Annotated in this window: 12 protein-coding genes; 5 read left to right on the top strand and 7 right to left on the bottom strand. The window is 73.6% G+C overall.

All coding sequences use genetic code 11. The features are described from left to right. Positions 1 to 60: 60 nt before the first annotated feature. Both IO30_RS0112960 and IO30_RS0112955 read left to right on the top strand, forming a co-directional pair. The gene (locus tag IO30_RS0112960) at positions 61 to 1,326 is read left to right on the top strand and encodes an MFS transporter (protein WP_051902188.1); all 1,266 of its coding nucleotides are present in this window, start codon (positions 61 to 63) and stop codon (positions 1,324 to 1,326) included. Further along, entirely contained in the window at positions 1,268 to 2,605 is a 1,338-nt protein-coding gene (locus IO30_RS0112955) for a D-arabinono-1,4-lactone oxidase (protein ID WP_051859284.1), read from the top strand. The genes IO30_RS0112960 and IO30_RS0112955 overlap by 59 nt, the downstream gene beginning before the upstream one ends. 28 nt (positions 2,606 to 2,633) lie before the next feature. Here the strand turns inward: IO30_RS0112955 and IO30_RS0112950 are convergent, their stop codons facing one another. After that, positions 2,634 to 3,440 carry a hypothetical protein gene (locus tag IO30_RS0112950; protein WP_078904005.1) on the bottom strand — a complete coding sequence of 269 codons (807 nt, stop codon included), beginning with the start codon at positions 3,438 to 3,440 and terminating at the stop codon, positions 2,634 to 2,636. Positions 3,441 to 3,935: 495 nt separating this feature from the next. Here IO30_RS0112950 and sepH point away from each other — a divergent pair, with 495 nt between their 5' ends. Continuing rightward, positions 3,936 to 4,994 carry a septation protein SepH gene (sepH, locus tag IO30_RS0112945; protein WP_199921035.1) on the top strand — a complete coding sequence of 353 codons (1,059 nt, stop codon included), beginning with the start codon at positions 3,936 to 3,938 and terminating at the stop codon, positions 4,992 to 4,994. Between the two features lie 43 nt (positions 4,995 to 5,037). Here sepH and IO30_RS0112940 read toward each other — a convergent pair whose 3' ends face one another. Beyond that, positions 5,038 to 5,892, bottom strand: coding sequence for a sulfurtransferase (locus tag IO30_RS0112940; protein WP_031142462.1), 855 nt, complete (start codon positions 5,890 to 5,892; stop codon positions 5,038 to 5,040). Between the two features lie 175 nt (positions 5,893 to 6,067). Here IO30_RS0112940 and IO30_RS0112935 point away from each other — a divergent pair, with 175 nt between their 5' ends. Further along, positions 6,068 to 6,874 carry a VOC family protein gene (locus tag IO30_RS0112935; protein ID WP_031142461.1) on the top strand — a complete coding sequence of 269 codons (807 nt, stop codon included), beginning with the start codon at positions 6,068 to 6,070 and terminating at the stop codon, positions 6,872 to 6,874. On the opposite strand, the gene IO30_RS0112930 is transcribed toward IO30_RS0112935, so the two are convergent. Then, entirely contained in the window at positions 6,828 to 7,613 is a 786-nt protein-coding gene (locus IO30_RS0112930; protein ID WP_157853219.1) for a hypothetical protein, read from the bottom strand. The genes IO30_RS0112935 and IO30_RS0112930 overlap by 47 nt on opposite strands. A 189-nt stretch (positions 7,614 to 7,802) precedes the next feature. On the opposite strand from IO30_RS0112930, the gene IO30_RS0112925 reads away from it, so the two are divergent. Next, entirely contained in the window at positions 7,803 to 8,363 is a 561-nt protein-coding gene (locus tag IO30_RS0112925) for a GNAT family N-acetyltransferase (RefSeq protein WP_031142453.1), read from the top strand. Here the strand turns inward: IO30_RS0112925 and IO30_RS40390 are convergent. From IO30_RS40390 to IO30_RS0112905, 4 genes are read right to left on the bottom strand one after another with little or no spacing between them, the layout of a single operon-like run. Further along, complete coding sequence (locus tag IO30_RS40390) at positions 8,339 to 9,067, bottom strand: nucleoside 2-deoxyribosyltransferase domain-containing protein (protein WP_037893897.1); 729 nt, start codon at positions 9,065 to 9,067, stop codon at positions 8,339 to 8,341. The genes IO30_RS0112925 and IO30_RS40390 overlap by 25 nt on opposite strands. After that, complete coding sequence (locus IO30_RS0112915) at positions 9,057 to 9,890, bottom strand: alpha/beta fold hydrolase (RefSeq protein WP_051902183.1); 834 nt, start codon at positions 9,888 to 9,890, stop codon at positions 9,057 to 9,059. Before IO30_RS0112915 ends, IO30_RS40390 begins: the two co-directional genes overlap by 11 nt. After that, the gene (locus IO30_RS0112910) at positions 9,887 to 10,786 is read right to left on the bottom strand and encodes a macrolide 2'-phosphotransferase (RefSeq protein WP_078903999.1); all 900 of its coding nucleotides are present in this window, start codon (positions 10,784 to 10,786) and stop codon (positions 9,887 to 9,889) included. Before IO30_RS0112910 ends, IO30_RS0112915 begins: the two co-directional genes overlap by 4 nt. Next, complete coding sequence (locus IO30_RS0112905; protein ID WP_037893895.1) at positions 10,783 to 12,324, bottom strand: amino acid adenylation domain-containing protein; 1,542 nt, start codon at positions 12,322 to 12,324, stop codon at positions 10,783 to 10,785. The genes IO30_RS0112910 and IO30_RS0112905 overlap by 4 nt, the downstream gene beginning before the upstream one ends. Positions 12,325 to 12,343 lie beyond the last annotated feature (19 nt).

Below are 12,343 nucleotides of genomic sequence, written 5' to 3'. Positions count from 1 at the left end.
CGGGCGCCTTGTCTTCGGTCGTAACCTGTATGGGCCAATGACGTCCCTTTCGGAGACCCCTTGCCCAGTCCCTACCGCGCGATCTTCGCCGCCCCCGGCACCAAGGCGTTCAGCGCCGCGGGCCTCCTGGGCCGGATGCCCCTCTCCATGGTCGGCGTCGGCATCCTCACGATGATCTCCGAGATCACCGGCCGCTACGCGCTGGCGAGCGCCCTGACCGGCACCCTCGCCCTGGCCGCCGCGGTCATCGGCCCCCAGGTCTCCCGCCTGGTGGACCAGTACGGGCAGCGCCGCGTCCTGCGGCCCGCGACCCTGATATCCGTGGCCGCGGTCGGCGGTCTGCTCCTGGCGGCCGCGTACGGGCTGCCGGACTGGACCCTGTTCGTCTGCGCGGCGGTCGCCGGCTGCGTGCCCAGCGTCGGCTCGATGATCCGGGCCCGGTGGACCGTCCTCTACCGGGACTCCCCGCGCGAACTGCACACCGCCTACTCCCTCGAATCGGTTCTGGACGAGGTCTGCTTCATCTTCGGCCCGATCCTGGCCATCGGGCTGTCCACCATCTGGTTCCCCGAGGCCGGCCCGCTGATCGCCGCGCTCTGCCTGCTCGTCGGCGTCTGGCTGCTCACCGCGCAGCGGGCCACCGAGCCCGAGCCGCACCCGCGCGACGAGCACACCGACCGCACCTCCGCCCTGCGCTCCCCGGGCCTCCAGGTGCTGGCGGGCACCTTCGTGGCGACCGGCGCGATCTTCGGATCCATCGACGTGGCGACGCTGGCCTTCGCCGAGGAGCAGGGACACAAGGCTTCCGCCAGTTTCGTCCTGGCCGTCTGGGCGCTCGGATCCTGCCTCGCCGGCATCGTCTTCGGCCTGCTCCATCTCAAGGGCCGGACCGAACTCCGCTGGCTCCTGGGCGTATGTGCGATGGCCGTGAGTATGATCCCCCTCCTACTGGCCGGGAACCTTCCGTTTCTGGCCGTGGCGCTCTTCGTCTCGGGCCTCGCCATCGCTCCCACGATGATCACCACGATGGCCCTGATCGAGGCGCACGTCCCACGCGCGAAGCTGACCGAGGGCATGACCTGGATCGGCACCGGCCTCGCCGTCGGCGTCGCGATCGGTTCCTCGGTGACCGGCCTGGTCATCGACGCGGCCGGCGCGCGCAACGGGTACGTCGTCTCCCTCTCGGCGGGAGCGGCCGCGGCAGCGGTGGCGTTCGCGGGATTCCGCCGGCTGACGAGGCCGGCGCAAGGGGAGGAGCGCTCTAGCGATGGCGGACACGCCGAAAGTGCAGACGGCATTGAAGGACGGCCCGACCGCGTGGCGTAACTGGGCGGGCAACGTCCGTGCCACGCCCGCCCGTACGGTCACCCCGCGCTCGGTCGGGGAGCTTCAGGACGCGGTCCGCCGGGCCGCCGAGCAGGGACTGCGGGTGAAGGCGGTCGGCACCGGCCACTCCTTCACCGCGGCCGCGGCGACCGACGGCGTGCTCGTACGGCCGCAGGCGCTGGCCGGGATCAGGGAGATCGACCGGGCCGCGGGCACCGTCACGGTGGCAGCGGGCACGGTGCTCAAGGACCTGAACCTGGCCCTGGCCGCGGAAGGCCTCTCGCTCACCAACATGGGCGACATCATGGAGCAGACGGTGGCCGGCGCCACCAGTACCGGTACCCACGGCACCGGCCGCGACTCGGCCTCCATAGCCGCCCAGATCCGCGCCCTGGAGCTGGTCACGGCCGACGGACAGCTGTTGAAGTGCTCCGAGGAGGAGCACCCCGAGGTCTTCGCGGCGGCCCGCATCGGCATCGGCGCGCTGGGCATCGTCACCTCGCTCACCTTCGCCGTCGAACCGGTCTTCTTCCTGACCGCCCGTGAGGAGCCGATGGGCTTCGACCGGGTGACGGCCGAGTTCGACCAGCACTTTGCGGAGAACGAGCACTTCGAGTTCTACTGGTTCCCGCACACCGGCAACTGCAACACCAAGCGGAACAACCGCAGCCAGGGCCCCGCGGCCCCGCCCGGAGCGGTGAGCGCCTGGATCGAGGACGAACTCCTGTCCAACGGGGTCTTCCAGGCCGCCAACTCCCTGGGCCGCGCCGTCCCGGCCGCCATCCCCTCGATCGCCCGGATCGCGAGCCGCGCCCTGTCGGCGCGCACCTACACGGACATCCCGTACAAGGTGTTCACCAGTCCGCGCCGGGTGCGGTTCGTGGAGATGGAGTACGCCCTCCCCCGCGAGCACGTGGTCGGGGCGCTGCGGGAGCTGAAGGCCTTGGTCGACCGTTCCGGGCTGCGCATCAGCTTCCCGGTGGAGGTGCGGACGGCTCCGGCGGACGACATCGCCCTCTCGACGGCCTCGGGGCGCGAGACCGCCTACATCGCGGTGCACATGTACAAGGGCACGCCCTACCAGGCGTACTTCACGGCGGCCGAGCGGATCTTCACCGAGTACGGCGGACGCCCGCACTGGGGCAAGGTGCACACCCGGGACGCGGAGTACTTCGCGCGGGTCTACCCCCGGTTCGGCGAGTTCACCGCACTGCGCGACCGGCTCGACCCGGACCGGCTGTTCGGCAACGACTACCTGCGGCGCGTCCTGGGCGAGTGAGCCCGGGTCCGGTCCGGCGGGCGGGGGCTCAGGGGGTCTCCCGCTGCTCCTGCCCGCCGCCGGAACCACCCGTACCGCCGCCTCCGGTGCCTCCGGAGCCGGGCGTCGAGGCGTCCGGCACCGGAGCGGAGGGGGAGGCCGGCGGTGAGGTGGAGGGGGACGGGGACTGCGAGGGGGTGTGGCCGGGGCTCGGCTCCCCCGAGGGCGAACCTCCGGGCGCGGGAGTGCCGCGGCCGGCGCCGTCCGGCGAGCCGGAGGGCTCCGGGGAGCTCCCGGACCCGGGGCTCCTGCCGCCCTTCTCCCCCGTGCCGGGACCCGTCCCCCCGTCCGGCTGTTCCCCGGACGGGGCGGGCCGGTCCTGGTGCACCGTGCGGGTGCCGCCGGAGAAGATCGTGCCGCCGCCGCTGCTGACGGAGGTGCCGGCGACGGCCTCGTAGGTGCCGAGCGCGCCCAGGGAGATGACGAAGGCCGCACCGGCGGCGGCCGCGGTCCGCTTCCAGCCCCGCACCCGGGTGCCGTGGACGGTGGCCGCGCCGAACTCCTCCGCCGGCGGGCCGGGCTCCGCGGCGGGCACCTGACGGGCCCTCGGCCGGGCCGCGCCCCGCAACTGGTCGCCGGTGCGCCGGAAGAAGTGCTGGATGACGGGCCCCCCGGCCGTGGCGACCACGCTGACCACGCCGGCGCCCAGGATGGTTCCGTAGACGCCCAGCTGCGAGGCGAGCAGGGCGGCCGCGACGGTGGCGAGGGAACTGCCCGCGACCTGAGCCGCGCTCAGGTCGAGCTTCTTCGCCTCCGGTTCGGCCCGTTCGCCGTCCTGCGTCGTCTTGTGACCCATCCCCATCCCCTGCGTGTCCTGCCTCTCGCGCACCGGACGCTTACAGCAGTTACTGACACCTGAGCGAAACGGATAGTTCCATTTCTGGGGATTCTGTGAAGCACGACACCTGAAAACACGTTCGAGCGCAGGTGGGACCCGACGGAGGGCAGCCCAACTCCCGCCGTCCGAGAGAAGTTCGGCGGCGCGGCGGTCCACCCAGGTGGCCCGAATGGAGTACTGTGGCGAGCCCTGGGGCCGTCCTTCCTTTCGGATGTCCGGACTCGGGAGAGGGGGCCGACGGATGGAAAACGGCACTCAAAGACCGGTGATGCCGCGGTATTGCACGGGCTCCTGCTGCGCACAGTAACCACTCGGTCACTGTGCGTGCCCAACAGGTAACCGTGCCATAACGGCGATCAAGGGCACACGCCCGACACGCCGGTTTAACTCGGCAAGGTTGTGGCAGGCTGCACCCGGGCAGGCCACACTCGACTAGCGGAAGCAGCGACGCACGTGACGTCGGCAGGCACCACCCGGGAGGTCCCCATGCCCGAACTGCGTGTCGTGGCCGTCTCAAATGACGGCACACGACTGGTGCTCAAGGCTGGGGACAGCACGGAGTACACCCTTCCGATCGACGAGCGCCTGCGCGCCGCCGTGCGCAACGACCGCGCCCGCCTGAACCAGATCGAGATCGAGGTGGAGAGCCACCTCCGCCCCCGTGACATCCAGGCGCGCATACGAGCCGGTGCCTCCGCCGAGGAGGTCGCCCAGCTCGCCGGCATCCCCGTCGACCGCGTCCGCCGCTTCGAGGGCCCCGTGCTCGCCGAGCGCGCCTTCATGGCCGAGCGGGCCCGCAAGACCCCCGTGCGCCGCCCCGGCGAGAACACCGGACCCCAGCTCGGCGAGGCCGTGCAGGAACGTCTGACCCTGCGCGGGGCCGAGAAGGAATCCGTCCAGTGGGACTCCTGGCGCCGCGACGACGGGACCTGGGAGGTCCTGCTCGTCTACCTGGTCGCGGGCGAACCCCACTCGGCGAGCTGGACGTACGACCCGCCGCGCCGGCTGGTCGTGGCCGTGGACGACGAGGCCCGCTCCCTGATCGGCGAATCGGACGACCTGCCCGCGACGCCGGAGCCGAGCTTCCCCTTCGTGCCGAGGATCGCGCGGCTGCCGCGCGACCGGCCGCTGGACCGCGCCCTCGACCGCCAGCTGGAACGCAGCCCCGGCCACCAGGCGCCCGCACCCGATCCGGAGGAGGAGCGGGACACCCTGACCAGCCTCCTGGAGGCGGTCCCGAGCTTCCGCGGGGACATGGTCGTCCCCGACCGCAGCGAACCTGCGGTGGAGGAACCCGAGGCGGAGGAGCCTCCCGCCCCGGCCGCCTCGGCGGGCGCGGGTTCCGCGTACGCCGATGTCCTGATGCCGCGCACGGTGGCGGGCCACCGCGACCGGCTGACGGGGACCACCGACCGGCAGGCCGAGGCAGACGGGGTCCGGCCCGGACGCCGCGCGGCGGTGCCGAGCTGGGACGAGATCGTCTTCGGCACCCGCCGCAAGAAGCAGGAGTAGCGCCGCCGCCCGGCCCGCGGGTCCCGGCGGCGACGCCGCCGGACTACTGCGGGTCCGGGCCCGTGGCCACCGGGCGGGCCGGGTCCGAGGACCACTGCGACCAGCTGCCCGCATAGAGGTCCGCACCGATGCCCGCCACCTCCAGCGCGAGAACCTCGTGCGCGCCGGACACCCCCGACCCGCAGTACACCCCGACCGGGACCTCCTGCGAGGCGCCGAGTCCGGCGAAGCGCGCCCGCAGGGCCTCGGCGGGCAGGAAGCGGCCGTCAGGGCCCACGTTCTCCGTGGTCGGCGCCGACAGCGCGCCCGGGATGTGGCCTCCCACCGGATCGATCGGCTCGACCTCACCGCGGTAGCGTTCGCCCGCGCGTGCGTCCAGCAGCACCCCCGTGCGAGCGAGCGAGGCGGCCCCGTCCGCGTCCAGCAGCCCGAGCGCTCCCGGAGTTGGCTTGAAATCGCCCTCGACGGGCGTCACCCGATCGGCCGTCACCCCGCCTCCGGCCGCCGTCCACGCGGCCAGGCCCCCGTCCAGGACCCGCACGTCCGGGTGACCCGTCCAGCGCAACAGCCACCAGGCCCGCGCGGCCGCCCAGCCCTGGCCGCCGTCGTACACGACCACCGGCACGTCCGACGCGACGCCGGCCCGGCGCATCACGGCCCCGAACGCCTCCGGGTCGGGCAGCGGGTGCCTGCCGCCCGACCCGGGCGGACCTGCCAGTTCCCGGTCGAGGTCGACGTACACCGCACCGGGCAGGTGACCCGCCTCGTACGCGGGCCGCTGGTCGGGGCCGCCCAGCTGCCAGCGGACGTCCAGCAGGACCGGCGGCCTCGTGCCCGACAGCTCGCTCGCCAGTTCGGCGGCGGAGAGGATCGCAGATTTCGCAGTCATGGGGGCCATCTTCCTCCCCGCCCGAAACCCCCGTGACAAGGCCGTCACCGGCGGGGCGCACCGATCCGGTCATCTCTCCGTGACGCCCGGTCGATGCGGCCCGGTCGGGGCGCGCCGGACCCCGCGGGGTGGAAGCATCAGCAGCGACACGCGGGGAGCGGCACCGACGGAGGAGACAGTCGACATGACCGAGGCAACGGGAGCAACGCGGCGCACGCCCGGCACACCGTGCTGGGCGAGCCTCATGGTGCACGGCCTCGGGACCACCGAGGACTTCTACGCCGATCTCTTCGGCTGGGAGTACGTGCCGGGGCCCGAACAGCTCGGTCCGTACGTCCGGGCCCTGCTCGACGGCCAGGAGGTGGCGGGCATCGGCGAGATGCCGCCGGACCGGCACCTTCCGGTCGCCTGGACCACGTACCTGGCCACGGATGACGCCGACGCCACGGCCGAGGTGATCCGGTCCTGCGGCGGCACGGTCGCGGTCGGCCCGCTGGACGCGGGCATCGCGGGGCGGGTGGCGATCTGCTCCGACCCGCTGGGCGCGATCTTCGGGATCTGGCAGGCGGAGACCCGTCTGGGCACCCAGCTGCACAGTGCGCCCGGCACCCCGGTCTGGAACGAGCTGATCACCCAGGACACGTCGACGGTCGGCAAGTTCTACGAGCACGTATTCGGCCACGAGGCGCAGACCCACGGCGCGTCCTCCGAGGAGTTCGACTACCTCACCCTGCGCCTGGAGGGCCGCCCGGTGGCCGCCGTGCGCGGTGTCGGGCGCTCGCTGCCGCACGACCGGGGCCCGCACTGGATGGCGTACTTCGAGTCCGAGGACCCCGACTCGGCGGCCGCCCGGGTCGTCGCCCTCGGCGGCCGCGTCGTCGAGCCGCCCCGCGAGGGGCCCATCGGCCGTCAGGTGACGGTCGCGGACCCGGAGGGCGCGGTCTTCACGCTCGTCCGGTCCGCTCACGGCCCAGGGCCCGGCGGATCGTGATGCCGTAGCGGACCTGCAGGCGGTGCAGCTCCCACAGCGAGAGGGCGGTCACCGAGAGCGGCGGGCCCAGCAGGAACAGCACGCGTACCCCGAGCGGTGCGCTGACGGGTGCTTCGTCGAAGAGCTGGACGAGGAAGAGCGACCAGACCAGCACGGGTGAGAGCAGCGGCGGCAGCACCTCGTGGACGTCGGCGGTCCGGAAGACGTGGTGGACGCAGAGCACCGCCGAGGCGAGCGCGAAGGGAATGAGGAACAGCCCGACGAGCGAGCCCAGGCCGTAGGCCGCGGTGGTCAGGACGGGCATCCCGAGCGACATCACCAGCACGGTGGCGAGCAGGGCGCCGACGGCGGTGGCCGGACCGCGCAGCCGGGCCCGGTAGAAGGCGGGACCGGGGGGCCGGGCGGACAGCACGAAGACGGCGAGCGCGAGCGGTCCCAGCACGAGCAGCAGCCCGGCGCTGATCAGCACCTCGGCGAACTTGTCCTCCAGGATGCCGCCCGCGCCCTCGCGCAGCGGGTACGCCAGCACCAGCCAGAAACCCGCGAGCAGCCCGATGCAGGTGCGGGCGATCTGCGCGCGCCGGATGGCCTCGTCGACGATCCGGTCGGGGCGGGCGGGCCGGTGTATCCGGGCGGCGAGCTCGAAGGGCGACCGCACCACGCGCACCCAGCCGGGCCGCCGAACGGGAGCGGGCGGATGCGCGGGCGCGGGCGGATGGATGTGTCTGTACGGGCTCAAGACGCCGTTCCCCCATGGCAATTGATGATCATCAACGCCAGGACCCTACCGAACCGCGCCCGGCGGGCCAACGCACGTCCGGGCGGCCGGATCTGAACGCCCGTCAGGCTCCGGACGCCCTGCGCACCCCCTGACCCGAGTCGGCTGAAACTCGCCCAATGACGGTCAGACCGGTCGTACTGTCACTCCATGACCGCAGCTGATGCCCGGGCCCTCGTGTACCGCGTGGCCCGCCCCGAGGACACCAAGGCCATCGAGACCCTCGACGGCTCCTTCACCACCGCATCCGTCTTCCGGGTGACCGTGACCGAGGAGGGTTTCTCCTTCCGCGAGGTCCCCGTGGACCCGCCCCTGCACAAGGTGTTCCCCGACGACGGACCCGACGAGGAGGAGGCCGACGGCAGCGACGAGGACTCCCGGACCTACGTCGCGGTCGACGGGGACGCACTGGCCGGGTTCGTGACCCTCTCCTACGACCCGTGGAACCGGCGGCTGACCGTCGAGGACATCGAGGTCGCCCCGGCCCACCGGGGCCGGGGCGTCGGCCGCACCCTGATGGGCCACGGCTTCGACTTCGCGCGCGAGCGCGGCGCCGGGCACGTCTGGCTGGAGGTCACCAACGTCAACGCCCCGGCCATCCATGCCTACCTTCGGATGGGCTTCGCCTTCTGCGGGCTCGACACCTCGCTGTACGAGGGCACGGAATCGGCCGGGGAGCAGGCCCTCTACATGAGCATGCCCTGCCCCTGAGCCGACAGCAGCCGGGTCCGGACCGGACCGGACCCGGCTGAACCGGCTGACCCGGCCGACTCGACCGTGACGGTCAGCAGCCACTCCGCCGGCGGGGCGTACCACTCGACGTGCGCGTCGAGCAGCCGGTCCCCGGCGGCCCGGCGCTGCGCGTACCACTGCTGGAACGGGCCCGTGTGCCAGACCCGGAGCGGTACGGCCCGCTCCCCCGCGGTGCGGTGCACGCCCGGCCCGATCCGGTCGAGGGCCGCCCGCACGGTTTCCTCCACGCTCCGCGCCACGGGCACGCCCAGCGTGCCGGCGAAGTGCAGCAGGTACTCCATGCGGACGGCCTCCGGCGGTGCGCCGAGCACCGCACGGCCCGAATCGCACCAGGCACCCCACTTGATGTTGGAGACCAGCCCCGGGAGCCGGGCCATGTCCCGGGGGATGTAGAAGGCGACCACGTCCGAGAGCCTCATCGCCTCCTCCTCCCAGCGGATCTGGTCCGCGTACGCGGGATAGCCGCCGCCCTCCGACGGCTCGGGGACGAACACCGCGAGGGTGCCCTCGCCCGCCCAGCCCGCACGGAGCGCGGCGACGGCGTCCGGCCGCCAGGAAGGCTCCCGCGGGTCCGTGGGGGTGGGTCCGCACAGGTAGACGGCGGCGGACCAGGCCGTGGGGGGTTCTTCGTCGACGTGGACGATCGCGACATCACAGGGCACGGGGACCTCCGGGCAGCGGGGGGCTGGTGGTGAAGAAGCCGAGGACGGCCTCGTTGAAGGCGGCGGGCCGTTCCAGGAAGCCGAGGTGTCCGCAGTCGGACAGCTCCAGGTAGCGGGCGCCGGGGACGGCGTCGGCGACCTCCCGGCCGAGCCGGGCCGGGGCGAGGAGGTCGTCGGCGAAACCGATCACCAGCACCGGGGTGGCGATCGCCGGGTAAGCCGGCAGCCGGTCCCGGGTGAGCGGGTGGACCCGGTGCCGGGGATCCCTGTCCGGGTCCGCCGACAGCGCGAAGAGCGCGGCCACTTCGAACATGTCCAGCCATTCCTCGGTGGCCGCCTCGTCCGCGAGGGTCCTGGGGGAAAGGTTCTGGGTGAGCCGCACGAAGGCCTCGTAGGCGGGCGGCAGCCGCAACTCCTGCCCGGTGTGCTCCTGTTCCGCGCGGTGCATCGCCACCCCCACCGGGTCGGGGCGGCCCCGGGTCGCCGCCAGGACCGCCTGGGTGGCCAGCTGGGGGGCGTCGAGCAGGAGTTCCTGCACGGCCAGCGCGCCGAAGGAGTGGCCGATCAGCCGGCACGGCGGCAGGCCGAGCGCCTGCACCGACTCCCGTACCGAAGCCGCGAGTTCGACAGCCGAGAGCGGGGGTGCGCCCGGCCCGTCCGGGTGGTCCACGGTGACCGCCTGGTACCCGGAGGCCGTCAGCGCCGGTACCTGGTGGTGCTCCCAGATGGCGCCGGAGCCGCCGCCTCCGGGGACCAGGACCACCGTCTCGCCGCCCGTCCCGTGCACCGTGGCCCGCGCACGGGCGCTCGTACGGCCGCTCACGCGGCGATCCGGGACAGGGCCGTCTCCACCCACGCCGGCCGGCCGGTGTCCAGTCCGCGCAACGCCACGTGGACCCACAGGAAGGAGGCGCGCGCGAGGATGTGCTCCCGCATCCCCGGCCGGACCTCGCCGCCCGCCCGGTGGTAGGCGTCGAGGAGCAGGTCGAGGACCGGCGGGCCGCCCGCGTAGAGCATGTCGACGAAGTCGGCGGACGGATCGCCGATCCCGGCGTTCGCCCAGTCCAGCAGTCCCGACAGGCGCGGCGGACCCGACCGGGTGCGCTCCACCAGCGTGTGTCCGGGGTGGACGTCGCCGTGGACCGGTACCAGCCGGTCCGGCCACAGCGCGTCGTCGTCGAGCCAGGCGTGCCAGCGCCGGGTCGTCGCCGCCGGGAGGCGCAGCTCGGTCCGGGCCCGGGCCAGCCGGTCCGCCACCCCGGCGCGCAGCGCCTCGGGCGTGGGGGCGTGGAGCGCAGGCAGCGCCCCGTGCGGGGTCCGGTGGACCTCGGCCAACGCCCGGGCCAGCGGCTCCAGATAGGCCTCCGGTGCGGCCAGCGGATCGATGTCCCATCCGTAGACCAGCGTGGCCTGGTCCTCGGCTCCGGCCGGCACCCCGGGCAGCCGGGGGTACGCGACCAGCTGCGTGCTGTGCAGCCGCCAGTGCGGTACCGCCACCGGCAGCCGGTCCCGTACGGCCGCCAGGACCGCTCCCTCCACGGCCAGTTGCCGCGCGGCCTCCGGACGTCGTGGCCGGCGCAGGATCCAGGGGGTGCCGCCGGTGTCCAGGATGTGCGTAACGTGGAAGTCCCAGCCGGATTCGTCCGGGCGGGCCGTCGCCGGGTCCAGCTCGATGCCGAGCAGCCCGGAGGCGTACGCCGCCAACTCCGCCGCGTTCACCGGGAGATCACCGCCGGTGCGCCGGAGCCCAGATGGCGGTCGCGGGTCGCGTTCCGGTCGACCTTGCCGGTGTGCGTCTGCTCCAGGGCGGTGACGGGGACGATCCGGCTGGGCACCATGTGGGACGGCGCGGTCAGGGACAGCCGGTCCCGGATACGTGCCACCACCTCCTGCGGACGATGGTTCGGGGCCGGTACGAAGAAGGCCGCGAGCGAGGTGTGCGTAGGTCCTTCCACCCGGGCCGCGGCCACGGCCGACACCCCCTCGCAGCGGCCGATCAGCGCCTCCACGTCCAGCAGGTCCACCCGGTGACCGCGGATCTTGACCTGGTGGTCGGTGCGGCCCCGGAAGACCAGGGCGCCGCCGGGCGCGGCGCTCACCAGGTCTCCGGTGCGGTACCAGCGGGTGCCGCCGGTCTCGGTGAAACGGGCTGCCGTGGCCGCCGGGTTGTCGTGGTAGCCCAGCGCCAGGGTCTCGCCGCTGACGTACAGCTCGCCGGCCGCGTCGACCCGCTGGCCCACGTGGGGCAGCGGGTGGCCGATCGGCAGGTCCTCCCCCGCTTCGGGCAGCGGCTCGGCGCCCGGTCCCGCGAGCGCGAAGGCGTGCGTGACCAGGGCCGTCTCCGTGGAGCCGTACGTGTTGAGCAGGCGGATGCCGGACACGTCGAGGCGGTTCCACCGCTCCAGCATGTCCGCCCGGACGGCCTCGCCACCGATCACCAGGGTGCGCAGGCAGGACGGCAGCCTGCCGCCCTGGTCCTGGTCCTGGTCCTGGTCCTGGTGCAGGAGATCGCCGGTCAGGCTGTTCCAGAAGCCCGTCGGCAGCACCGCGACGGTGACCTCCTGGTCCTGCGCCACCTGCGCGAACCGTTCCCGGGCCGTGTCGTCGATCACCAGGGTGGCCCCGGCCGTCAGCGTCGGCAGGATCTCCTCCAGGCTGGTGTCGCCGCCCGCCCCGTGGAAGTGGAGGACGACCGCTTCAGCGTCGATGCCGTACAGCCCGCGCAGCTGCGGGACGACCGCCGCGAGGGCCCGGTGCGGCACCACGACCCCCTTGGGCTCGCCGGTGGAACCCGAGGTGAACAGCATGTACGCGGGGTCCTCGGCGCGCGGGACCGGCAGGGCGGCGGGCTCCCGGCCCGGCACCGGCGCGGGAGGGGGCGCGGGCGTCCAGTGCGGCCGGATGACGGTCTCCACCGGGGGCACGTACCCGGAGTCGGCGGTGGCCACCGCCTCCGTGCAGCCGGCCCGCTCCAGGACGGCGGTCAGCCGCGCCGCCGGGTGGTCGGCTTCGAGCGGTACGTAGGCCCGCCCGGCGGCCAGCACCCCCAGCACGGCCGCCACGTCGCGGGCCGAGTGGTGCACGACCACGGCGACCGGCGGCTGCGGGCCCGCCGTGCGCGGCGCGACGGCCCCGGCGACCGCACGCGCCCAGTGGGCCAGCGTGCCGTACCCGACCACCAGGCCGTTGTCGACGACGGCCGGGCGGTCCGGATCGTCACGGGCGACCGCGAAAAACGGATCGAGTAAGGAATGCATTGTCAATTCCCTTGTTCTG

It is taken from the genome of Streptomyces xanthophaeus, from assembly GCF_000725805.1.
Taxonomy (GTDB): Bacteria; Actinomycetota; Actinomycetes; order Streptomycetales; family Streptomycetaceae; genus Streptomyces; species Streptomyces xanthophaeus.
The sequence above is the reverse complement of the archived record's forward strand: the minus strand, read 5'-3'. Positions and strand labels throughout refer to the sequence as shown.

Bases quoted from the DNA above. Each gene is read 5' to 3' on its own strand.
- IO30_RS0112955 (WP_051859284.1), top strand. From the start codon at position 1,268: ATGGCGGACACGCCGAAAGTGCAGACGGCATTGAAGGACGGCCCGACC.
- IO30_RS0112950 (WP_078904005.1), bottom strand. From the start codon at position 3,440: ATGGGTCACAAGACGACGCAGGACGGCGAACGGGCCGAACCGGAGGCG.
- IO30_RS0112940 (WP_031142462.1), bottom strand. From the start codon at position 5,892: ATGGCCCCCATGACTGCGAAATCTGCGATCCTCTCCGCCGCCGAACTG.
- IO30_RS0112935 (WP_031142461.1), top strand. From the start codon at position 6,068: ATGACCGAGGCAACGGGAGCAACGCGGCGCACGCCCGGCACACCGTGC.
- IO30_RS0112925 (WP_031142453.1), top strand. From the start codon at position 7,803: ATGACCGCAGCTGATGCCCGGGCCCTCGTGTACCGCGTGGCCCGCCCC.
- IO30_RS0112905 (WP_037893895.1), bottom strand. From the start codon at position 12,324: ATGCATTCCTTACTCGATCCGTTTTTCGCGGTCGCCCGTGACGATCCG.